The 21,755-nt window shown below is 56.4% G+C and carries 20 protein-coding genes and 1 other RNA gene; 15 read left to right on the top strand and 6 right to left on the bottom strand.

Features of this window, described 5'->3' with window-relative positions:
• The first annotated feature begins 32 nt into the window (after nucleotides 1-32).
• The 4 genes from fbaA to HBM95_18940 all read left to right on the top strand — a co-directional run bounded on the left by fbaA (nucleotide 33) and on the right by HBM95_18940 (nucleotide 3,767).
• On the top strand, nucleotides 33-1,112 hold the full coding sequence (fbaA, locus tag HBM95_18955; GenBank protein ID NIH44986.1) for a class II fructose-bisphosphate aldolase: 1,080 nt from the start codon (nucleotides 33-35) through the stop codon (nucleotides 1,110-1,112).
• Nucleotides 1,113-1,298: 186 nt separating this feature from the next.
• Nucleotides 1,299-2,153 (top strand): small-conductance mechanosensitive channel MscS, encoded by an 855-nt coding sequence (mscS, locus tag HBM95_18950; GenBank protein NIH44985.1) that lies wholly within the window; start codon nucleotides 1,299-1,301, stop codon nucleotides 2,151-2,153.
• 145 nt (nucleotides 2,154-2,298) lie between these two features.
• Entirely contained in the window at nucleotides 2,299-2,934 is a 636-nt protein-coding gene (gene argO / locus HBM95_18945) for an arginine exporter ArgO (GenBank protein ID NIH44984.1), read from the top strand.
• Nucleotides 2,935-3,026: 92 nt separating this feature from the next.
• Entirely contained in the window at nucleotides 3,027-3,767 is a 741-nt protein-coding gene (locus tag HBM95_18940) for an oxidative stress defense protein (protein NIH44983.1), read from the top strand.
• Between the two features lie 48 nt (nucleotides 3,768-3,815).
• Here the strand turns inward: HBM95_18940 and argP are convergent, their stop codons facing one another.
• On the bottom strand, nucleotides 3,816-4,709 hold the full coding sequence (gene argP / locus HBM95_18935) for a DNA-binding transcriptional regulator ArgP (protein NIH44982.1): 894 nt from the start codon (nucleotides 4,707-4,709) through the stop codon (nucleotides 3,816-3,818).
• Between the two features lie 127 nt (nucleotides 4,710-4,836).
• On the opposite strand from argP, the gene rpiA reads away from it, so the two are divergent.
• Nucleotides 4,837-5,496, top strand: coding sequence for a ribose-5-phosphate isomerase RpiA (gene rpiA, locus HBM95_18930; protein ID NIH44981.1), 660 nt, complete (start codon nucleotides 4,837-4,839; stop codon nucleotides 5,494-5,496).
• Nucleotides 5,497-5,762: 266 nt separating this feature from the next.
• Nucleotides 5,763-6,995, top strand: a complete 1,233-nt coding sequence (gene serA / locus HBM95_18925) for a phosphoglycerate dehydrogenase (GenBank protein ID NIH44980.1) — start codon at nucleotides 5,763-5,765, stop codon at nucleotides 6,993-6,995.
• Between the two features lie 102 nt (nucleotides 6,996-7,097).
• Here serA and HBM95_18920 read toward each other — a convergent pair whose 3' ends face one another.
• The 3 genes from HBM95_18920 to zapA all read right to left on the bottom strand — a co-directional run bounded on the left by HBM95_18920 (nucleotide 7,098) and on the right by zapA (nucleotide 8,273).
• Nucleotides 7,098-7,694 carry a 5-formyltetrahydrofolate cyclo-ligase gene (locus HBM95_18920; GenBank protein NIH44979.1) on the bottom strand — a complete coding sequence of 199 codons (597 nt, stop codon included), beginning with the start codon at nucleotides 7,692-7,694 and terminating at the stop codon, nucleotides 7,098-7,100.
• A gap of 24 nt (nucleotides 7,695-7,718) precedes the next feature.
• Nucleotides 7,719-7,902: non-coding RNA, 6S RNA (gene ssrS / locus HBM95_18915), on the bottom strand.
• Nucleotides 7,903-7,943: 41 nt separating this feature from the next.
• Complete coding sequence (zapA, locus tag HBM95_18910; protein NIH44978.1) at nucleotides 7,944-8,273, bottom strand: cell division protein ZapA; 330 nt, start codon at nucleotides 8,271-8,273, stop codon at nucleotides 7,944-7,946.
• 167 nt (nucleotides 8,274-8,440) lie between these two features.
• Here zapA and HBM95_18905 point away from each other — a divergent pair, with 167 nt between their 5' ends.
• The 8 genes from HBM95_18905 (at nucleotide 8,441) to HBM95_18870 (ending at nucleotide 18,469) form a co-directional block, all read left to right on the top strand.
• Entirely contained in the window at nucleotides 8,441-9,019 is a 579-nt protein-coding gene (locus HBM95_18905; GenBank protein NIH44977.1) for a YecA family protein, read from the top strand.
• A gap of 31 nt (nucleotides 9,020-9,050) precedes the next feature.
• Nucleotides 9,051-10,364 (top strand): Xaa-Pro aminopeptidase, encoded by a 1,314-nt coding sequence (pepP, locus tag HBM95_18900; GenBank protein NIH44976.1) that lies wholly within the window; start codon nucleotides 9,051-9,053, stop codon nucleotides 10,362-10,364.
• Nucleotides 10,361-11,539, top strand: coding sequence for a 2-octaprenyl-6-methoxyphenyl hydroxylase (gene ubiH / locus HBM95_18895; GenBank protein ID NIH44975.1), 1,179 nt, complete (start codon nucleotides 10,361-10,363; stop codon nucleotides 11,537-11,539). The genes pepP and ubiH overlap by 4 nt, the downstream gene beginning before the upstream one ends.
• A 12-nt stretch (nucleotides 11,540-11,551) precedes the next feature.
• Complete coding sequence (ubiI, locus tag HBM95_18890) at nucleotides 11,552-12,754, top strand: FAD-dependent 2-octaprenylphenol hydroxylase (GenBank protein ID NIH44974.1); 1,203 nt, start codon at nucleotides 11,552-11,554, stop codon at nucleotides 12,752-12,754.
• 397 nt (nucleotides 12,755-13,151) lie between these two features.
• Nucleotides 13,152-14,246, top strand: a complete 1,095-nt coding sequence (gcvT, locus tag HBM95_18885; GenBank protein ID NIH44973.1) for a glycine cleavage system aminomethyltransferase GcvT — start codon at nucleotides 13,152-13,154, stop codon at nucleotides 14,244-14,246.
• Between the two features lie 23 nt (nucleotides 14,247-14,269).
• On the top strand, nucleotides 14,270-14,659 hold the full coding sequence (gcvH, locus tag HBM95_18880) for a glycine cleavage system protein GcvH (GenBank protein ID NIH44972.1): 390 nt from the start codon (nucleotides 14,270-14,272) through the stop codon (nucleotides 14,657-14,659).
• 124 nt (nucleotides 14,660-14,783) lie between these two features.
• Complete coding sequence (gcvP, locus tag HBM95_18875; protein ID NIH44971.1) at nucleotides 14,784-17,657, top strand: aminomethyl-transferring glycine dehydrogenase; 2,874 nt, start codon at nucleotides 14,784-14,786, stop codon at nucleotides 17,655-17,657.
• A 68-nt stretch (nucleotides 17,658-17,725) separates the two neighbouring features.
• On the top strand, nucleotides 17,726-18,469 hold the full coding sequence (locus HBM95_18870) for an SDR family oxidoreductase (protein ID NIH44970.1): 744 nt from the start codon (nucleotides 17,726-17,728) through the stop codon (nucleotides 18,467-18,469).
• 47 nt (nucleotides 18,470-18,516) lie between these two features.
• On the opposite strand, the gene bglA is transcribed toward HBM95_18870, so the two are convergent.
• Both bglA and HBM95_18860 read right to left on the bottom strand, forming a co-directional pair.
• Complete coding sequence (gene bglA, locus HBM95_18865; protein NIH44969.1) at nucleotides 18,517-19,950, bottom strand: 6-phospho-beta-glucosidase BglA; 1,434 nt, start codon at nucleotides 19,948-19,950, stop codon at nucleotides 18,517-18,519.
• Nucleotides 19,951-20,066: 116 nt separating this feature from the next.
• Nucleotides 20,067-20,798, bottom strand: coding sequence for a MurR/RpiR family transcriptional regulator (locus tag HBM95_18860; GenBank protein ID NIH44968.1), 732 nt, complete (start codon nucleotides 20,796-20,798; stop codon nucleotides 20,067-20,069).
• Nucleotides 20,799-21,063: 265 nt separating this feature from the next.
• Between HBM95_18860 and HBM95_18855 the strand changes: the two genes are divergently transcribed.
• Nucleotides 21,064-21,723: a hemolysin III family protein gene (locus tag HBM95_18855; GenBank protein ID NIH44967.1), complete on the top strand. Its 660-nt coding sequence runs from the start codon at nucleotides 21,064-21,066 to the stop codon at nucleotides 21,721-21,723.
• Nucleotides 21,724-21,755: the final 32 nt, after the last annotated feature.

Raw genomic sequence — 21,755 nt, 5'->3', positions numbered from 1 at the left:
TTCTAACGGCCGAAGATACAGGACTAAGCAACATGTCTAAAATTTTTGATTTCGTAAAACCTGGCGTTATCACTGGTGATGACGTACAGAAAGTGTTCCAGGTAGCTAAAGAAAACAACTTCGCTCTGCCAGCAGTTAACTGCGTAGGTACCGACTCCATCAACGCCGTACTGGAAACTGCTGCTAAAGTTAAAGCGCCAGTTATCGTTCAGTTCTCTAATGGTGGCGCTGCGTTCATCGCAGGTAAAGGCGTGAAAACTGACATTCCTCAGGGTGCTGCAATCCTGGGCGCTATCTCCGGTGCACATCACGTACACCAGATGGCTGAGCACTACGGTGTTCCGGTTATCCTGCACACTGACCACTGCGCGAAGAAACTGCTGCCGTGGATCGACGGTCTGCTGGACGCGGGTGAAAAACACTTCGCGGCAACCGGTAAGCCACTGTTCTCTTCTCACATGATCGACCTGTCTGAAGAGTCACTGCACGAAAACATCGAAATCTGCTCTAAATACCTGGCGCGCATGGCCAAAATGGACATGACCCTGGAAATTGAACTGGGTTGCACCGGCGGTGAAGAAGACGGCGTGGACAACAGCCACATGGACGCTTCTGCACTGTACACCCAGCCAGAAGACGTTGATTACGCTTACACCGAGCTGAGCAAAATCAGCCCACGCTTCACCATCGCAGCGTCCTTCGGCAACGTCCATGGCGTTTACAAACCAGGTAACGTGGTTCTGACTCCAACCATCCTGCGTGATTCTCAGGAATACGTTTCCAAAAAACACAACCTGCCGCACAACAGCCTGAACTTCGTCTTCCACGGCGGTTCCGGTTCTTCTGCTCAGGAAATCAAAGACTCCGTAAGCTACGGCGTAGTGAAAATGAACATCGATACCGACACCCAGTGGGCAACATGGGACGGTATCCTGCAGTACTACAAAACCAACGAAGCTTACCTGCAGGGCCAGCTGGGCAACCCGAAAGGCGAAGACCAGCCGAACAAGAAATACTACGATCCACGCGTATGGCTGCGCGCAGCGCAGACGTCCATGGTGACTCGTCTGGAGCAGGCTTTCAAAGAACTGAACGCGATCGACGTTCTGTAATTTGAGCTGCTAACAGCATCGGAAGGCCCGCAAATGCGGGCCTTTTTTTATGCATTTTCAACATGCTGCAACATCTGATTTTGTGATCTGTTTGGCAAAACATGCGCTTTTTGTTTACCCTTTACTGACCTGCCTGTCTCCATGGGGGATGGATTTAGTGTTTTGGTTTAACAAAAGGAAGAATAAATGGAACAACTCGATGTTGTAGACAGCATCAATCACGCCGGTAACTGGCTGGTGCGCAACCAGGCGCTGCTGCTGAGCTATGCCGTGAACATCGTTGCGGCAATTGCGATCATTATCGTCGGGATGATCGTGGCGCGTATCGTATCGAACGCGGTTAACCGCGTAATGCTGGCCCGTCACATTGACGCCACGGTGGCTGACTTCCTCTCCGCACTGGTGCGCTACGGCATTATCGCCTTTACGCTGATTGCGGCGCTGGGCCGTGTGGGCGTGCAGACCGCCTCCGTTATTGCCGTTCTCGGTGCCGCCGGTCTGGCTATTGGTCTGGCGCTGCAGGGCTCGCTTTCAAACCTGGCGGCAGGCGTGCTGCTGGTGACCTTCCGTCCGTTCCGCTCCGGCGAATACGTTGATCTGGGCGGCATTGCCGGCACCGTGCTGCAGGTGCAGATTTTCTCTACCACCCTGCGTACCGTCGACGGCCGTATCGTGGTGGTGCCGAACGGGAAAATCATCGCGGGCAATATCATTAACTTTTCCCGCGAGCCGGTGCGTCGTAACGAGCTCATCATCAGCGTGGCGTATGATTCAGATATCGATCAGGTGAAGTCGCTGATCGCGAACATCATCGCTTCTGACGACCGCATTCTGAAAGACAAAGAGCAGACGGTTCGCCTGAACGAACTGGGCGCGTCATCGATTAACTTCGTGGTGCGTATCTGGAGCAAAAGCAGCGATCTGCAAAATGTTTACTGGGACGTGCTGGAGCGCATTAAGCGCGACTTCGATGCCAACGGCATCAGCTTCCCGTACCCGCAGATGGACGTAAACGTCAAAAAAGTTAAAGAAGCGGAATAACTTCACCCGTAGGCCCGGTAAGCGCTAGTGACACCGGGCTTTATTTTTATAAGCGCCGCTAATCCCCAATTAATATTATCAATTTCCTCTAATGTGATTCGCGCAGTATAGTCGGCTTCCAGAACAACACTGTGAGAATTTCGTCATGTTATCCTATTACTTTCAAGGGCTTGCCTTAGGTGCGGCCATGATCCTCCCTCTCGGTCCGCAAAATGCGTTCGTCATGAATCAGGGCATCCGCCGCCAGTATCATCTGATGATTGCCCTGCTTTGCGCGGTGAGCGATCTGCTGCTGATTTGCGCCGGGATTTTCGGCGGCAGCGCGCTGCTGATGCAGTCCCCCTGGCTGCTGGCGCTGGTAACCTGGGGCGGCGTGGCGTTTCTGCTGTGGTACGGATTCGGCGCCCTGAAAACCGCCATGAGCAGCAATCTTGAGCTGGCGAGCGCCGAAGTGATGAAGCAGGGGCGCTGGAAGATCATTGTCACCATGCTGGCGGTCACCTGGCTTAACCCGCACGTTTACCTTGATACGTTCGTGGTGCTGGGTAGCCTGGGTGGGCAGCTGGACGTTGAGCCCAAACGCTGGTTTGCGCTCGGTACGGTCAGCGCCTCTTTCCTCTGGTTCTTCGGTCTTGCGATCCTGGCTGCGTGGCTGGCTCCGCGGCTGCGGACTGCCAAAGCGCAGCGCATCATTAACACGCTGGTCGGTCTGGTGATGTGGTTTATCGCTTTCCAGCTGGCGAAGGAGGGCATTCATCATGTACAGGGATTGCTCAACTAAGCGTTGTCTTATGGACAATTGAACAAGACCCGCTAAGCTTGCTGGCATGCGCCCTGTTGTTGGGGCACTCTTCGCAACATGGAGGAATGACAGTGAAGTTTAAAGTGATGGCCCTGGCGGCATTAGTGAGTTTCGGTGCGGTGTCGGTGCAGGCAAGTGAATTGCCGGATGGCCCGCACATCGTCACGTCAGGCACCGCAAGCGTGGACGCGGTACCGGATATTGCAACCCTGGCAATTGAGGTCAATGTCGCTGCGAAAGATGCGGCCTCCGCCAAGAAGCAGGCGGACGATCGTGTTGCGCAATATCTCTCTTTCCTCGAGCAGAACGGTGTAGGTAAAAAAGATATCAACTCCGCGAACCTGCGTACTCAACCTGATTACGACTACCAGAACGGCAAAAGCATCCTGAAAGGCTACCGCGCCGTGCGTGCTGTTGAAGTGACCGTGCGTCAGCTGGACAAGCTGAATTCACTGCTGGACGGCGCGCTGAAGGCTGGCCTGAACGAAATTCGTTCGGTGTCGCTGGGCGTTGCGCAACCGGAGAAATTCAAAGACGAAGCGCGTAAAGCCGCGATTAATGATGCAATCCATCAGGCAGAGCAGCTGGCGTCCGGCTTTAAGAGCAAGCTCGGCCCGGTATACAGCGTGCGTTACCACGTCTCTAACTACCAGCCAAGCCCGATGGTACGGATGATGAAGGCTGATGCAGCCCCGGTGTCCGCTCAGGAAACCTATGAGCAGCCAACCATTCAGTTCGACGATCAGGTGGATGTGGTGTTCCAGCTGGAGCCAACTCAAACTCAGCAAACTGAGGCGGCTAAGGCGCAGTAGTTTGCCCTCACCCTAACCCTCTCCCACAGGGAGAGGGAATTCAAGCGATTAATCCTGTCTCAACACCTTATGCCCAAACGCCAGCAGCGCGTCAGTAACGTTGCGCATCATGCGGCTTTCCGGCGCAAAACGGTGCCAGTAGAGCATCCGGCGCTGATACAGCCCCGGCGTTAGGTCAATCAGCTCACCGCTTTTCAACTCTTTCTCAATCTGCAGGTGCGGGATCATGCAGCAGGTTGTGCCCTGACGCGCAAGCTGCACAAAGGCTTCGGACGAGTTGACGATATGGCACGGCACGCTGCCCGGCGGCAGGTCAAAGTTTTGCTGCAAAAATGCCTGGTGCATATCGTCCAGATGGTCGAACGCCACGGCCGGCGCTTTCAGCAGCGCTGCGCGGGTGACGCCGTTCGGGAAGTAGCGCTCCGCAAAGGCTTTTGAACCCACGAACAGGTAGTCCAGCGCGCCCAGCTGATCGACAAGACAGCTTGGCAGCGCCTGCGGCTGAATACTGACTGCCCCCACCACTTCGCCGCGACGCAGGCGCTCCTGGGTGCGGGTTTCATCTTCAACCTGGAGATTCAGGCGGATAGGGGAGTCGGCCAGGACCGGCGCAAGGGCAGGCAGCAGCCAGGTTGCCAGACTGTCGGCGTTGACCGCCAGCGAGAGCAGCAGCGGCGTGGAGCCCGTTTGTTCGTCACCCAGCCATTCGTCTTCCAGCAGCTCAACCTGACGCAGCAGGGCGAGAAGTTTTTGCCCTTGCTCCGTTGGGCGCGGCGGCACGGTACGCACCAGCAGCGGCTGCCCGAACATGTTTTCAAGCTGTTTGATACGCTGTGATACGGCGGACTGGGTGATACACAGCTTTTGCGCTGCGCGCTCAAAGCCACGTTCACGAATAACTGCATCAAGTGCCTGTAGTGTTCTGTAGTCCGGACGTTTCATTGCTCTGGCTGGCTCCTTAATTTTGCTTAATCTGCACTATGACACAATTTTCCCTTCCTGGCAGACGAAATCCATTCGACGTGTTCTATAATGCGCCCTGAGTTTTCACACCACAGGCAAAACGATCATGACGCAGGATGAACTGAAAAAAGCAGTAGGATGGGCCGCTCTCCAGTACGTACAGCCAGGGACCATTGTCGGTGTTGGTACGGGGTCAACGGCGGCGCACTTTATCGATGCACTGGGCACGATGAAGGGGCAGATCGAGGGCGCGGTTTCCAGCTCCGATGCGTCCACGGAAAAGCTGAAAAGCCTCGGCATTACCGTTTTCGATCTCAACGAAGTGGATCGTCTGGGCATTTACGTTGATGGTGCGGATGAAATCAACGGCCATATGCAGATGATCAAAGGCGGCGGCGCGGCGCTGACCCGTGAAAAGATCATCGCCTCGGTTGCGGACAAGTTCATCTGCATCGCGGATGCCTCCAAGCAGGTCGACATTCTGGGTAATTTTCCGCTGCCGGTCGAAGTGATCCCGATGGCGCGCAGTGCGGTTGCCCGTCAGCTGGTGAAGCTGGGTGGCCGTCCGGAATACCGTCAGGGCGTGGTCACCGACAACGGTAACGTCATCCTCGACGTTCACGGCCTGGAAATTCTCGACGCGATTGCCCTGGAAAACGCCATCAACGGCATTCCAGGCGTTGTTACCGTAGGGTTATTTGCCAACCGCGGCGCGGACGTGGCACTGATAGGTACGGCCGACGGCGTCAAAACCATCGTAAAATGATCTGACGGGGGGAGTGCTCCCCCCGCTAAAAAATTTTTGAAAAGCTAAATTTGGTGACTTGTGTCACGCTTTTCCGCCTCTTTTGCCGATCCTGCCACGTTTGTAGATTTCCTCAGCATTTTACTCTGCCATTTAGCCCTGTATGACTTTTCTTCAGAGTGCCGACGCAAACGTTCATATTGCTGCAATAGTTTTTTTTGATATGTTGGCTACAGCGGATTTCAATCCAGCACAACATCAGTTCAGATAAAAACAGGGTCGGGGAAATGGCAAAGGTATCACTGGAGAAAGACAAGATTAAATTCCTGCTGGTCGAGGGCGTGCATCAGAAAGCGCTTGATAGCCTTCGTGCGGCGGGTTACACCAATATCGAATTTCACAAAGGTGCGCTGGATACGGAAGAGCTGAAAGCCGCCATCCGTGATGCCCACTTCATTGGCCTGCGATCCCGTACCCACCTGACTGAAGACGTGATTGCCGCGGCGGAAAAGCTGGTTGCCATTGGCTGTTTCTGCATCGGCACCAACCAGGTCGACCTGAACGCTGCCGCAAAACGCGGTATCCCGGTCTTTAACGCGCCGTTCTCGAACACCCGTTCCGTGGCGGAACTGGTGATTGGCGAACTGCTGCTGCTGCTGCGCGGTATTCCGGAAGCTAACGCCAAAGCGCACCGCGGCGTGTGGAACAAACTGGCTGCGGGCTCATACGAAGCCCGTGGTAAAAAGCTGGGTATCATCGGCTACGGCCACATCGGTACCCAACTGGGGATCCTGGCGGAGTCGCTGGGAATGCACGTTTACTTTTACGATATCGAAAGCAAGCTGCCGCTGGGTAACGCGACGCAGGTGCAGCATCTCTCTGACCTGCTGAACATGAGCGACGTAGTCAGCCTGCACGTGCCGGAAAACGCCTCTACCAAAAACATGATGGGTGCGGAAGAGCTGGCGCTGATGAAGCCGGGCTCTCTGCTGATCAACGCCGCGCGCGGTACGGTGGTCGATATCCCTGCGCTGTGCGATGCGCTGAAGCGTAAGCATCTGGCGGGGGCAGCCATCGACGTATTCCCGACGGAGCCTGCGACCAACAGCGATCCGTTTAACTCTCCGCTGTGCGAGTTCGACAACGTGATCCTGACGCCACACATCGGTGGTTCTACTCAGGAAGCGCAGGAGAATATCGGTCTGGAAGTGGCGGGCAAGCTGAGCAAATATTCCGACAACGGTTCAACGCTCTCTGCGGTGAACTTCCCGGAGGTGTCTCTGCCGCTGCACGGCGGTCGCCGTCTGCTGCACATCCACGAAAACCGTCCTGGCGTGCTGACCGCCATCAACCAGATCTTTGCCGAGCAGGGCGTCAACATCGCCGCTCAATATCTGCAAACCAACTCGCAGATGGGTTATGTGGTTATCGATATTGAAGCCGATGAAGACGTTGCCGAGAAAGCGCTGCAGAGCATGAAGGCTATTCCGGGGACGATTCGCGCGCGCTTGCTTTACTGATAGTGTGGTTTGTGGTGTCGGGTGGCGCTTACGCTTACCCGACCTACAATGCCCGAGGATTTATGTAGGCCGGGTAAGGCATAGCCGCCACCCGGCTTTGTTCTACCAGACCCAGATTTTACTGGGCGTCACCACAGCCGGTAACGGCACATCCCATTTCTCCACCGGCAGGGCCTCTACAGCCTGGCAATCATGCGCATAACCCACCGGCTGTAGCCCGTACTCCTGCCAGTTTTGCAGCGTTCTGTCATAGAAACCGCCGCCCATACCTAAACGCTGGCCCTGTTCATCAAACGCCACCAGCGGGGTAATCAGCACGTCCAGCTCGGACAGCGGTAATACGTCGCGCACGTCGAGTTTCGGTTCGGTAATTTTCAGACGATTTACCACCAGCTCGCTGTGCGGGTGGTAGTGTAGAAACAGCAAATTACCTTGGCTAAACGGATGCAGTACCGGCAGATAAACCTTCTTTCCGGCGCGCCAGAGCTGGTCGATAAGCGGCTGGGTATCCAGCTCGCCATCAAACGACAGAAACAGAGCGACCGTGTTCGCCATTACCACTGGCGGATACGCCATCATGCGGGCTGCGGCCTGCTGCGCAAAGTGTGCTTGTTGCTCGGACGTAAGCGCGCGACGACGCTGGCGAATAAGCTGACGGATATCCTGGCGTGAGGCAGAAACTTCAGGGAATTGAGTCATGGTAGTGGGTAGAAGAAGAAAGAGGGAATCTCCGAGATGCCGCCGCAGGCTGTAACCCTTGAACCCTTGGTTCAAGGTGAATGTGTCGTCATAGTTTTAAGGCTTCTCGGACGAACCGAGCATGCTCACCAACCATGGAGCGCCACATTCTTGTGGTATGAAATATCGGCTCAGGGGACTGGCCCGCTTGCGAACATCTCAGAGAAATTTTGTCTTCACAGTTACTCTACCATAGTCAACTGAGAAGTGTTATTCAAACTTTGGTCCCGGTCTTTCGGGATTGCGACCTTGATCAAGCAACGCCTGTTCAATGGTCTGCTGGAGCATTTTAATGCGCTGCTCCATGCTAGCCGCGTAGTCGCGGGTCTTCGCTTTTTCCTGAGTCAGTTCATAGCTGATGTTCAACGCGGCGATGAAAACCAGCTGCTCAGTATTTGTGACTCTAGTGCGTTCTTTTAGATCTTGCAACCGCTGATTCAAATCGTCCGCAGCCTGATTCAAAGCATCCCTTTGTTCAGGCGGACAATTCACTCGCAGTGAACGGCCAAAAATCTGGAGATCGACGGGTTGTGCAGACATGCCACCTTCCTGCTGATTGACTGCGCTGCCTTCGCTTACTGCCCCGGGGGCTGCGAAGGGGCGACACTATAGCTACCCTGATGTGAAGATACAAGCCCTTTTCTGGTATCACCAGGGTCCAAAGTGGTAGCATACCATGAATATCCTCCCTTTGATGACGAATGCGTATGTCTATACAGAACGAAATGCCTGGTTACAAGGATTTAAACCAGTTACTGAACCAGCAGGGAGTCGGTCTTACCCCTGCCGAAATGCACGGTCTGATCAGCGGCATACTGTGCGGCGGAAACAGCGACAGCTCATGGCAGCCGCTGATCCACGACCTCACAAACGAAGGGCTGGCTTTTGGCCACGAACTGGCGGAAGCGCTGCGAAAAATGCACGCGGCCACCAGCGATTCGCTGGAAGACGATGGCTTCCTTTTTCAGCTTTATCTGCCTGAAGGTGACGATGTCAGCGTCTTCGATCGTGCCGATGCGCTCGCAGGTTGGGTAAACCACTATCTGCTGGGGCTGGGCGTGACGCAGCCTAAGCTTGATAAAGTCACCGGCGAAGCGGGTGAAGCGATCGACGATCTGCGTAACATTGCCCAGCTCGGCTACGATGAAGAGGAAGACCAGGAAGAGCTGGAGATGTCTCTCGAAGAAATTATCGAGTACGTGCGCGTGGCGGCGTTGCTGTGCCACGACAACTTTACGCGCTCGCAGCCGACCGCGCCGGAAGTTCGCAAGCCAACCTTACATTAAGAAAAATAACGCACAGGAGGGTGTCATGGTTATCTCGCAACAAGAGTATTTGCGCCGTCGTCAGGCGCTGCTGGCAAACATGCAGCCGGGCAGCGCGGCGCTGATTTTTGCCGCGCCAGAGGTGACGCGCAGCGCCGACAGCGAATACCCCTATCGCCAGAGCAGCGATTTTTGGTACTTCACCGGCTTTAACGAACCGGAAGCGGTGCTGGTGCTGATTAAGAGCAATGACACCCATAACCACAGCGTGATTTTCAACCGCGTACGAGACTTAACCGCTGAAATCTGGTTTGGCCGCCGCTTAGGGCAAGAGGCCGCACCGGAAAAGCTGGGCGTTGACCGTGCGCTGGCATTTAGCGAAATCAACCAGCAGCTCTATCAGCTGCTAAACGGCCTCGACGTGCTCTACCACGCGCAGGGCGAATATGCTTACGCCGATGAGATTGTTTTCACCGCGCTGGATAAGCTGCGCAAAGGCTCGCGCCAGAACCTGTCCGCGCCCGCCACCCTCACGGACTGGCGTCCGGTAGTGCACGAGATGCGCCTGTTCAAATCTGAAGAAGAGCTGAACGTGATGCGCCGTGCGGGCGAAATCAGCGCGCTGGCGCACACCCGCGCGATGGAAAAATGCCGTCCCGGGATGTTCGAATATCAGCTGGAAGGCGAAATTCATCACGAATTTAACCGTCACGGTGCGCGCTTCCCGTCCTACAACACCATCGTTGGCGGTGGGGAAAACGGCTGCATTCTGCACTACACCGAAAACGAAAGCGCGCTGCGCGACGGCGATCTGGTTTTGATTGACGCCGGTTGCGAATATCAGGGCTATGCGGGCGACATCACCCGTACTTTCCCGGTGAACGGTAAATTTTCACCGGCGCAGCGGGCAATTTATGACATCGTTCTCGAGTCACTTGAGACGGCGCTCACGCTGTATCGGCCAGGCACCTCTATTCAGGAGGTGACCGGCGAAGTCGTGCGCATCATGGTGACCGGGCTGGTGAAGCTCGGCATTCTGAAAGGCGACGTGGACACCCTGATTACCGAGAATGCCCATCGTCCGTACTTTATGCACGGCCTGAGCCACTGGCTGGGGCTGGACGTGCACGACGTGGGCGCATACGCCCCTGAACGTTCACGCGTGCTGGAGCCGGGCATGGTGCTGACCGTCGAGCCGGGTCTGTACATCGCGCCGGATGCCGACGTGCCAGAGGAATACCGCGGAATCGGCATTCGTATTGAAGACGACATCGTCATCACCGAAACCGGCAACGAAAACCTGACCGCGAGCGTGGTGAAAAAAGCGGACGATATCGAGGCGCTGATGGCAGCGGCGCGCGTATGAGCGTGATTATCGTTGGCGGCGGCATGACCGGCGCCACGCTGGCACTGGCTGTCTCGCATTTAACGAAGGGGCAGCTTCCGGTGCATCTGGTTGAAGCCGTCGCGCCGCATGCGAAGAATCACCCTGGTTTTGATTCCCGCGCCATTGCCCTGGCGCAGGGCACCTGCCAGCAGCTGTCCCGGATTGGCATCTGGCAGGCCATCGCCGATTGCGCCACCGCCATTAATACCGTGCACGTGAGCGATCGCGGCCATGCCGGGTTTGTGACGCTGGATGCCCACGATTACCGTATTGACGCGCTGGGTCAGGTCGTTGAACTGCACGATATTGGCCTGCGCCTGTTCCGCCTGTTGCAGGACGCGCCGGGCGTTACGCTGCACTGCCCGGCACGCGTTGCCAGCTTCACCCGCAGTGAAGAGGCGGTCAGCGTAACGCTGGATAATGGCATTGTGCTCGATGGACAGCTTTTGGTTGCGGCGGACGGGTCGCGCTCGGCGCTCGGCACCCAGTGCGGCGTAGAGTGGCGACAGCAGCCTTACGGGCAGGTCGCGGTCATTGCGAACGTCTCGACCGCAGCAGAACACAACGGCCGGGCATTTGAACGCTTTACCCAGCACGGTCCGCTGGCGATGCTGCCTATGACGGACGGGCGCTGCTCGCTGGTCTGGTGCCACCCGCAGGATAAAGCCGAAGAGGTTAAGGCCTGGTCCGACGAACGCTTTTGTAGCGAGCTGCAGAAAGCCTTTGGCTGGCGGCTGGGGCGTATTACCCATGCCGGGAAACGTGCGGTCTATCCGCTGTCGTTAACCACGGCATCACAGTCTGTTTCTCACCGCGTGGCGCTGGTCGGCAATGCGGCGCAAACCCTCCACCCCATCGCCGGCCAGGGCTTTAACCTCGGCCTGCGGGATGTGATGAGCCTTGCCGAAACGCTTTCGCAGGCGTGGAGCGAACAAAAAGACTGTGGCGCTTACCCGGTGCTAAGCCATTACCAGACGCGACGCCAGGCCGATAAAGAGGCGACAATTGGCGTCACCGATGGTTTAGTCCATCTCTTTGCCAATCGCTGGGCGCCGCTGGTTGCTGGCCGCAACCTCGGGCTGATGGCGATGGAACTGTTCATTCCGGCACGTGACGTGCTGGCGCAGCGGACCCTGGGTTGGGTTGCGCGTTAAGGAGTTATCACCGTGCAAAATGTTGATGTTGCCATCGTTGGCGGCGGAATGGTTGGGCTGGCGCTGGCCTGTGGATTGCAGGGTAGCGGACTGCGCGTGGCGGTGCTGGAGCAAAAGCCGCCTCAGCCCGTCGCACCTGATGCCCCGCCAGAACTCCGCGTCTCGGCGATTAACGCGGCCAGCGAAAAGCTGCTGACGCGTCTCGGCGTCTGGTCAGATATCGTCGCCCAGCGCGCCAGCTGCTATCACGGCATGGAAGTGTGGGACAAAGACAGCTTTGGCCATATTGCCTTCGATGATGAAAGTATGGGCTATAGCCATCTGGGCCATATCATTGAGAATGGGGTGATCCATCACGCGCTGTGGCAGAAAGCAGAGCTGTGCAGCGACGTGACGCTGGTCGCGCCTGCGCAGATCCAGCAGGTGGCGTGGGGCGAAAACGAGGCGTTTATCACCCTGCAAAGCGGCGACATGCTGACCGCGCGTCTGGTGGTCGGTGCCGACGGCGCAAACTCCTGGCTGCGTAATAAAGCCGATATCCCGCTGACGTACTGGGATTACCGCCATCATGCGATGGTGGCAACAATCCGTACCGAAGAGCCGCACGGCGGCGTGGCCCGGCAGATTTTCCACAACGACGGTATTCTGGCCTTCCTGCCGCTTGCCGATCCGCACCTGTGCTCGATTGTCTGGTCCTTAGTGCCGGAAAAAGCGCAGCAGATGCAGGAGGCGACGCCCGAGGCCTTTAACCAGGTGCTGTGCGTGGCGTTTGATAACCGCCTTGGCCTGTGCACGCTTGAAAGCGAGCGTCAGGTGTTCCCGTTAACCGGCCGCTACGCGCGCCAGTTTGCCGCGCATCGTCTGGCGCTGGTGGGCGATGCCGCGCATACCATTCATCCGCTGGCCGGGCAGGGCGTCAACCTCGGCTTTATGGACGCGGCGGAGCTGGTTGAGGAACTGCGCCGCCTGCATCGTGAAGGCAAAGATATCGGTCAGCATCTCTACCTGCGTCGCTACGAGCGCAGCCGCAAGCACAGTGCGGCGATGATGCTGGCAGGGATGCAGGGCTTCCGCGAGCTGTTTGCCGGGGCAAATCCGGCGAAGAAACTGCTGCGCGATATCGGTCTTAAACTCGCAGATACCCTTCCTGGCGTCAAACCGCAACTTCTTCGTCAGGCGATGGGTCTTAACGACCTGCCGGACTGGCTTAAATAATATTGACCCCCGTCACACTATAATTTCCCGGCCTCTGCGCCGGGGAAATCCCCTCGTTTGAAATATTCTAATTTCACGTCATTTTTCGCATTAGATAATCTAATGTCGTGTTTTTCTTGTTACGGAAATCCGGCCCGTTTTTCCGCACGAAATATCACCATGTGCTAAATCCTGTTAGATCATTGTTAATTTTGTGCGGGGTTAATCGCATTTTTCCAGTGAATAACTCTGTAGGCTTTTCAGCGTTTTTTGGTCATAAGCTAATGTGATGACCCGTTTTACCTTATGGTTAACCGCCGGTTTCGGTGGTAAGTTCAGGTAAAAGAGAACGTTTGCGTCGGCATTCGGGAACGAGGCCGATACCGGGTTTCACGGTGAATTTTTCAACGAGGACAAGATGGCTCAACAGACTCCTTTGTACGAACAGCACGTGTTATGCGGCGCCCGCATGGTGGACTTCCACGGCTGGATGATGCCGCTGCACTACGGGTCGCAGATTGATGAGCACCACGCGGTGCGCACCGATGCCGGTATGTTCGACGTGTCCCATATGACGATTGTCGACCTGCGCGGTAGCCGCACCCGGGAGTTTTTGCGTTATCTGCTGGCAAACGACGTCGCCAAACTGAAGACGCCGGGTAAAGCTCTCTATACCGGCATGCTGAATGCTTCGGGCGGCGTGATTGATGACCTCATCGTCTATTACTTCACTGAAGATTTCTTCCGCCTCGTTGTAAACTCCGCCACCCGCGAAAAAGACCTCTCCTGGATCACCCAACACGCTGAACCTTATGCCATCGACATCACCGTCCGTGATGATCTGTCGCTGATCGCTGTGCAGGGGCCAAACGCGCAGGCGAAAGCCGCCTCTCTGTTTAACGACGAGCAGCGCAAAGCCACAGAGGGCATGAAGCCGTTCTTCGGCGTGCAGGCGGGGGATCTGTTTATCGCCACTACCGGCTACACCGGTGAAGCGGGCTACGAAATTGCGATGCCAAACGAGAAGGCCGCTGATTTCTGGCGTGCGCTGGTGGAAGCGGGCGTGAAGCCAGCGGGCCTGGGCGCGCGCGATACCCTGCGTCTTGAAGCGGGTATGAACCTCTACGGCCAGGAGATGGACGAAGGCGTCTCTCCGCTGGCCGCCAACATGGGCTGGACCATCGCATGGGAACCGGCTGACCGTGACTTTATTGGCCGTGAAGCGCTGGAGATGCAGCGCGAGAAGGGTACCGAACAGCTGGTGGGGCTGGTGATGAAGGAAAAAGGCGTGCTGCGCGGCGAACTGCCAGTGCGCTTCACCGATGCCGACGGCAATCATCTCGAAGGCGTGATCACCAGCGGCACCTTCTCCCCGACGCTGGGCTACAGTATTGCACTGGCACGCGTGCCGGCGGGCATTGGCGACACGGCGGTGGTACAGATCCGCAACCGCGAAATGCCGGTCCACGTGACCAAACCGATTTTTGTTCGCGCCGGTAAGCCGGTCGCCTAATCATTTTTATCAGGAGAACTTCAATGAGCAATGTGCCAGCAGAACTGAAATACAGCAAAGAACACGAGTGGCTGCGCAAAGAGGCGGACGGCACTTACACCGTAGGGATCACTGAGCACGCGCAAGAGCTGCTGGGCGACATGGTGTTTGTTGACCTGCCTGACGTGGGCACGACCGTTAGCGCGGGCGACGACTGCGCCGTGGCGGAGTCCGTAAAAGCGGCATCTGACATCTACGCTCCTGTGAGCGGCGAAATCGTTGCCGTCAACGACGCGCTGAGTGATTCGCCAGAGCTGGTGAACAGCGAGCCGTATGAAGGCGGCTGGATCTTCAAGATCAAAGCCAGCGACGAATCTCAGGTTGCCGCGCTGCTGGATGCGACCGCGTACGAAGCATTGTTAGAAGACGAGTAATTGTTTATCCCCCTCTCCCTCTGGGAGAGGGCAGGGGTGAGGGTGCCAGTCTTCCCCTCACCCTAACCCTCTCCCAGAGGGAGAGGGAACTTAAATTCACTGCACGTTTCAGGAACCATCGCTCATGACACAGACTTTAAGCCAGCTTGAAAACCGTGGCGCCTTCATTGAACGTCACATTGGGCCGGATGCTCAGCAACAGCAGGAGATGCTGAAGACAGTTGGCGCGGATTCATTAAACGCACTGATCGGCCAGATTGTGCCAAAAGACATCCAGCTTGCCACGCCGCCTCAGGTGGGGGAAGCCACCACGGAATTCGCCGCGCTGGCGGAGCTGAAGGCTATCGCAGGCCTGAACAAGCGCTATAAGTCTTACATTGGCATGGGCTACACCAACGTGCAGTTGCCGCCGGTTATCCTGCGCAACATGCTGGAGAACCCGGGCTGGTACACCGCTTACACCCCGTATCAGCCAGAAGTCTCCCAGGGCCGTCTGGAAGCGCTGCTGAACTTCCAGCAGGTGACGTTGGATCTGACCGGTATGGATATTGCCTCCGCCTCGCTGCTGGATGAAGCCACCGCTGCCGCCGAAGCAATGGCGATGGCAAAACGCGTCAGCAAGCTGAAAAATGCTAACCGCTTCTTCGTGGCGGCGGACGTGCATCCTCAGACGCTGGACGTGGTGCGCACCCGTGCGGAAACCTTCGGCTTTGACGTGATCGTCGACGACGCTGACAAAGTGCTGGATCACCAGGACGTCTTCGGCGTACTGCTGCAGCAGGTAGGTACGACGGGTGAAGTACACAACTACGGCACGCTGATTGCCGAGCTGAAGTCCCGCAAAGTGGTTGTCAGCGTTGCCGCCGATTTTATGGCGCTGGTGCTGCTGACGGCGCCGGGCAAACAGGGCGCGGATATTGTCTTCGGCTCTGCGCAACGCTTTGGCGTGCCGATGGGCTACGGCGGCCCGCACGCGGCGTTCTTCGGCGCGAAAGATGAATTCAAACGCTCCATGCCTGGCCGCATTATCGGCGTCTCAAAAGATGCTGCCGGTAACACCGCCCTGCGCATGGCGATGCAGACTCGCGAGCAGCATATCCGCCGCGAGAAAGCGAACTCCAACATCTGTACCTCCCAGGTGCTGCTTGCAAACATCGCCAGCCTGTACGCCGTGTTCCACGGCCCGGCTGGCCTGAAGCGCATTGCCAGCCGCATTCACCGCCTGGCCGATATTCTGGCCTGTGGTCTGCAGCAGAAAGGCCTCAAGCTGCGCCACGCTCACTACTTCGACACTCTGTGTGTGGAAGTGGCGGACAAAGCGGCGGTGCTGGCGCGTGCGAATGCGGCAGAGATCAACCTGCGCAGCGACATCCACAACGCGGTCGGCATTACGCTGGATGAAAGTACCACCCGTGACGATATTCTGAACCTGTTCAGCGTGTTGCTGGGTGACGCGCACGGTCTGGACATTGATGCGCTCGACAAAGAGGTCGCGCTCGACAGCCGCTCCATTCAGGAAAGCATGCTGCGTGTTGACGCGATCCTGACCCATCCGGTGTTCAACCGCTACCACAGCGAAACCGAGATGATGCGCTATATGCACTCTCTTGAGCGCAAGGATCTGGCTCTGAACCAGGCGATGATCCCGCTGGGCTCCTGCACCATGAAGCTGAACGCCGCGGCAGAGATGATCCCTATCACCTGGCCTGAGTTCTCCGAACTACACCCGTTCTGCCCGCCAGAGCAGGCGGAAGGTTATCATATGATGATCAACCAGCTTTCCGACTGGCTGGTGAAGCTGACCGGTTATGACGCGCTCTGCATGCAGCCGAACTCCGGCGCACAGGGCGAATACGCGGGCCTGCTGGCGATCCGTCACTATCATGAAAGCCGCAACGAAGGACACCGCGATATCTGCCTGATCCCAAGTTCTGCTCACGGCACCAACCCGGCCTCTGCCCAGATGGCGGGCATGGAAGTGGTGGTCGTGGCGTGCGATAAGAACGGCAACATCGATCTGGCAGACCTGCGTGCGAAAGCCGAACAGGCGGGCGACAAGCTCTCCTGCATCATGGTGACCTACCCGTCCACCCACGGTGTATACGAAGAGACCATCCGTGAAGTGTGCGAAGTGGTGCACCAGTTTGGCGGTCAGGTTTACCTCGACGGCGCAAACATGAACGCTCAGGTGGGCATTACCTCTCCGGGCTTTATTGGCGCGGACGTGTCGCACCTGAACCTGCACAAAACCTTCTGCATCCCGCACGGCGGTGGCGGCCCGGGCATGGGCCCAATCGGCGTGAAAGCGCACCTGGCACCGTTTGTGCCGGGCCACAGCGTGGTGCAGATTGAAGGCATGCTAACCCGTCAGGGCGCGGTCTCTGCGGCACCGTTCGGTAGCGCCTCTATCCTGCCAATCAGCTGGATGTACATCCGCATGATGGGCGCGGAAGGGCTGAAGCAGGCGAGCCAGGTGGCGATCCTGAACGCTAACTACATTGCGACTCGCCTGAAGTCCGCCTTCCCGGTGCTCTACACAGGCCGCGACGGTCGCGTGGCGCACGAGTGCATTCTCGATATTCGTCCGCTGAAAGAGCAGACCGGTATTAGCGAGCTGGATATCGCCAAGCGTCTGATCGACTACGGCTTCCACGCGCCAACCATGTCGTTCCCGGTTGCGGGGACGCTGATGGTGGAGCCGACCGAGTCTGAAAGCAAAGCCGAGCTGGATCGCTTTATCGACGCGATGCTGGCCATCCGCATGGAGATCGACCGCGTGCAGGACGGCGAATGGACGCTGGAAGATAACCCGCTGGTTAACGCCCCGCACACTCAGCACGAGATGGTGGCAGAGTGGAACCACGGTTACTCCCGCGAGCTGGCCGTCTTCCCGGCAGGCGTGGCGAACAAATACTGGCCGACCGTGAAGCGTCTTGATGATGTCTACGGCGACCGTAACCTGTTCTGCTCCTGCGTACCGATGAGCGAATATCAGTAATTATTTGCCATACTGTAGGCCGGGTAAGCGTAAGCGCCACCCGGCTTTTTTTTATCTGGAGGTTGTGAATGGCAATTGCACTGGTCACCGGCGCGAGCCGGGGCATTGGGAAAGCCACCGCGCTGCAGCTGGCACGTGAAGGCTACACCGTGGCGGTAAACTATCACCACAACATTAAAGCCGCGACGGACGTGATCAACCAGATCGTTGAGGCGGGCGGTAAAGCGTTTGCCGTGCGTGCGGACATCAGCGACGAAGCTCAGGTGCTGGCGATGTTTGACAGCCTCGATCGTGAAGGCGAGCCGCTTCGTGCGCTGGTCAATAATGCGGGCATTCTGTTTGAGCAATCCACTATCGAGAATCTCTCCGCTGAGCGCATTAACCGCGTCCTTGCGACCAACGTCACGGGCTACTTTCTCTGCTGTCGGGAAGCGGTAAAACGCATGTCCTTCAAACATGGCGGCAAGGGTGGGGCGATAGTGAACGTCTCTTCCGCGGCATCGCGTCTGGGCGCGCCGGGTGAATATGTGGATTATGCCGCGTCCAAGGGGGCGGTGGATTCGCTGACAACCGGGCTATCGCTGGAGGTGGCGGCACAGGGTATCCGCGTGAATTGCGTGCGGCCCGGGCTTATCTATACTGATATTCACGCATCCGGCGGGGAGCCGGGGCGGGTGGATCGGGTGAAATCGCTGCTGCCGATGCAGCGCGGCGGCCAGCCGGAAGAGGTGGCCCAGGCGATTGTCTGGCTGCTGAGCGAGAAGGCGTCGTACGTAACGGGTAGTTTTATCGAGTTAGCGGGTGGGAAATAAACCCCTCACCCTAACCCTCTCCCCAAAGGGGAGAGGGGATCACTGCGTTAAAGTTTTTCGCCGTTGCTGGCAATCACTTCCTTATACCAGTTAAAGCTCTTCTTACGGGAACGCGACATGTCGCCCGTTCCGTCGTCGTGCTTGTTCACGTAGATAAAGCCGTAGCGCTTGCTGTACTGGCCGGTGGTGAACGACACGCAGTCGATGCAGCCCCACGGGGTATAGCCCATCAGATCCACGCCATCGTGCGTGACGGCTTTGATCATCTCTTCCACGTGTGCACGCAGGTAGTCGATACGATAGTCATCGTTGATGCTGCCGTCTTCTTCCACTTTGTCATAGGCGCCGAAGCCGTTTTCCACGATAAACAGCGGCTTCTGATAACGCTCGTACAGTTCGCACAGGGAATAACGCAGGCCCACCGGGTCAATCTGCCAGCCCCAGTCGGATGCCTTCACGTGCGGGTTCGGTACGCTGCCTTCAAAGCCGGAGATGGCGTCACCGGTACCGCCTTCCGCCTTCACCGCATTGGTCATGTAGTAGCTGAAACCTAAGTAGTCGCAGGTACCTTCACGCAGGATCTGCTCGTCGCCTGCCTCCATTTTGATGGAGAAGCCGCGGCGCTCCCACTCGTTCAGCACGTAGGACGGGTAGTAACCACGCAGCTGGACGTCGGTAAAGACATAGCGCTCGCGCATCGATTCCTGGGCGAACATCACGTCTTCCGGCTTGCAGGAGAACGGATAGAGCGCCACCATGGCCAGCATACAGCCCACTTTCATCTCCGGGTTGATGCGGCGCGCGGCTTTCACCGCCAGGGCGCTGGCCACAAACTGGTGGTGCAGGACCTGGTACATGGTCTCTTCCGGATTGTCATGTTCGGTATAGACCACGCCCGAGCAGCAGTAACCGAACAGCGGCGCGCGCCAGTTACGCTGGTTATTGATTTCGTTGAAGGTCATCCAGTATTTGACCTTGTTTTTGTAGCGCTCGAAGACCACTTCCGCGAAGCGCACAAAGAAATCGACCACTTTACGGTTGGTCCAGCTACCGTACTCCTGCACCAGGTGCAGCGGCATTTCGAAGTGGGAGAGGGTGATCACCGGTTCGATGTTGTACTTCAGCAGCTCATCGAACATGTCGTCGTAGAATTTTAGCCCTTCCTCGTTTGGCTGCGTTTCGTCACCTTTCGGGAATATGCGTGTCCAGGCAATAGAGGTACGGAAGCACTTGAAGCCCATCTCGGCAAACAGCTTGATGTCTTCTTTATAGTGGCCGTGGAAATCGATGGCCTCATGATTGGGGTAATATTTACCCGGCACCACCTCCTGCGTGATTTCGCGCGGCACGCCGTGTGCGCCGCCGGTTAAGACGTCGCAAATGCTTGGCCCTTTGCCGCCTTTGTTCCAACCGCCTTCAACCTGGTGAGCGGCAACCGCGCCGCCCCATAAAAAATCTTTTGGTAAGGTTAATTTTTTCATCGCTGCTAATCTCAATAAATGGCTTATTGGCATTGAGTCTAGCAAAGCGAAATTTAATGTCACGATATAACAATTTGCGGAAATTGTGATTTGTCACATCAAAAAAACAGGGTGTTTTATTCCGTCAGTTTCTTCGCCAGCTTGCGTCCGAGGGATTCCAGAATATAGATGACGGGGATTTGCGTGGTGATATCGTAGACGCCGCCAATTCGCGTCTGGGGAACGTGCCAGGAGAGATTAAAGTCCGCCAGTTTTGCCAGGCGAGAGTGCTCATGGCTGGTGATGGAGAGCACCTTACAGTGATGCAGGCTGAACTGGCTGGCGAAGCGCAGTATCTCCTCGGTTTCGCCCGAGACGGAGAGCACAATGGCCAGCGCATTTTTCGCCATATCATTGGTGACCGGGAAATAAGGGTCATCAATATGATTACTGAATTTACCAATATTCGAAAAGAAACGTGCGCCATATTTCGCCAGTGAGCCTGACGTGCCCGCCCCGACAAAAATAATGCGCTCTGAAGAGAGGATGATATTTACCGCGTCATTTAATAACGCGTCGAACTCTTCATTATTCACGCTTTTAAAGAAGCTGATAATTTCGCTGGCACCGAAATTCGCCTGCTGGGGCTCATTCTGCTCAAGATAGAGCTTAAAGCGCACGCGAAATTCCGAATATCCTTCGCAGTTGAGCTTGCGGCAAAAGCGCAGGATGGTGGTGGTTGAGACGCCGGCCGCATCCGCCAGCTCGCGGATGGTCATATACATCACTTTGTCTCGATTTTTGATGACATAGTTGTAGACCATCATCTCCAGGTTATTGAGACTGGCAATGGCGGAGTGGGTGAACATACTCACTGTGGCAAAACTCTCATTCAGACCTCATTTATCCATCATAACATGCAGCCAGACGGCACGGGCCAATTTTATGCCATTGATTAGTAACGCTTAAATTTTTATGTGAACAAATGTCAGGTGAATTGTTTGTTTATGTTTTTGATTTTTATTATAAAAATTTACGTTAAAATTATTTTAGCTAACAGGTGTTCACTGGAATCATTCTCAGTTAGCATAGTCATGCGATGAATAATCATCTTTAGTTTTCCCGGAGTTTTGTATGGCGAGCAGACCATTAATCGCACAGGGATATTCGCTGGCTGAGGAAGTAGCCAACAGCATCAGCCACGGCATTGGCCTGGTGTTTGGGATTGTCGGTTTAGTGTTATTGCTGGTACAGGCGGTAGATACCAATGCCAGCGCGATGGCGATTACCAGCTATAGCCTGTATGGCGGAAGCATGATCCTGCTGTTCCTGGCGTCGACGCTCTATCACGCGATTCCGCATCAACGGGCCAAAATATGGCTCAAGAAATTTGACCACTGCGCTATCTATCTGCTGATTGCGGGTACCTATACGCCTTTCCTGCTGGTGGGGCTCAATTCACCGCTGTCGCGCGGCCTGATGATAGTTATCTGGAGCCTGGCACTGCTGGGGATCCTTTTTAAGCTGACGATTGCGCACCGGTTTAAGGTGTTGTCGCTTGTCACCTATCTGACGATGGGCTGGCTGTCACTGATTGTAGTGTATCAGCTGGCGATTAAGCTGGCGGTCGGCGGGGTAACGCTGCTGGCCGTGGGGGGCGTGGTGTACTCGCTGGGCGTTATTTTCTACGTCTGCAAGCGCATCCCGTACAATCATGCTATCTGGCACGGTTTTGTTCTGGGCGGCAGCGTATGCCACTTTTTGGCGATTTATTTGTACGTGGGGCAGGTGTAGTTTTTTCCTCCGTGCGGGCGGTGGCCCTCACC

The sequence above is a fragment of the Enterobacter asburiae genome (assembly GCA_011754535.1).
Classification (GTDB): Bacteria; Pseudomonadota; Gammaproteobacteria; order Enterobacterales; family Enterobacteriaceae; genus Enterobacter; species Enterobacter cloacae_N.
The sequence above is the reverse complement of the archived record's forward strand: the minus strand, read 5'-3'. Positions and strand labels throughout refer to the sequence as shown.

Excerpts from the sequence above, each read along its gene's own strand:
- bglA (NIH44969.1), bottom strand. The coding sequence starts at position 19,950 with ATGAAAAAATTAACCTTACCAAAAGATTTTTTATGGGGCGGCGCGGTT.
- gcvT (NIH44973.1), top strand. The coding sequence starts at position 13,152 with ATGGCTCAACAGACTCCTTTGTACGAACAGCACGTGTTATGCGGCGCC.
- ubiH (NIH44975.1), top strand. The coding sequence starts at position 10,361 with ATGAGCGTGATTATCGTTGGCGGCGGCATGACCGGCGCCACGCTGGCA.
- zapA (NIH44978.1), bottom strand. The coding sequence starts at position 8,273 with ATGTCTGCACAACCCGTCGATCTCCAGATTTTTGGCCGTTCACTGCGA.
- fbaA (NIH44986.1), top strand. The coding sequence starts at position 33 with ATGTCTAAAATTTTTGATTTCGTAAAACCTGGCGTTATCACTGGTGAT.
- HBM95_18870 (NIH44970.1), top strand. The coding sequence starts at position 17,726 with ATGGCAATTGCACTGGTCACCGGCGCGAGCCGGGGCATTGGGAAAGCC.
- argP (NIH44982.1), bottom strand. The coding sequence starts at position 4,709 with ATGAAACGTCCGGACTACAGAACACTACAGGCACTTGATGCAGTTATT.
- serA (NIH44980.1), top strand. The coding sequence starts at position 5,763 with ATGGCAAAGGTATCACTGGAGAAAGACAAGATTAAATTCCTGCTGGTC.
- HBM95_18905 (NIH44977.1), top strand. The coding sequence starts at position 8,441 with ATGTCTATACAGAACGAAATGCCTGGTTACAAGGATTTAAACCAGTTA.
- HBM95_18920 (NIH44979.1), bottom strand. The coding sequence starts at position 7,694 with ATGACTCAATTCCCTGAAGTTTCTGCCTCACGCCAGGATATCCGTCAG.
- gcvH (NIH44972.1), top strand. The coding sequence starts at position 14,270 with ATGAGCAATGTGCCAGCAGAACTGAAATACAGCAAAGAACACGAGTGG.
- HBM95_18855 (NIH44967.1), top strand. The coding sequence starts at position 21,064 with ATGGCGAGCAGACCATTAATCGCACAGGGATATTCGCTGGCTGAGGAA.
- gcvP (NIH44971.1), top strand. The coding sequence starts at position 14,784 with ATGACACAGACTTTAAGCCAGCTTGAAAACCGTGGCGCCTTCATTGAA.
- mscS (NIH44985.1), top strand. The coding sequence starts at position 1,299 with ATGGAACAACTCGATGTTGTAGACAGCATCAATCACGCCGGTAACTGG.
- rpiA (NIH44981.1), top strand. The coding sequence starts at position 4,837 with ATGACGCAGGATGAACTGAAAAAAGCAGTAGGATGGGCCGCTCTCCAG.
- argO (NIH44984.1), top strand. The coding sequence starts at position 2,299 with ATGTTATCCTATTACTTTCAAGGGCTTGCCTTAGGTGCGGCCATGATC.
- HBM95_18860 (NIH44968.1), bottom strand. The coding sequence starts at position 20,798 with ATGTTCACCCACTCCGCCATTGCCAGTCTCAATAACCTGGAGATGATG.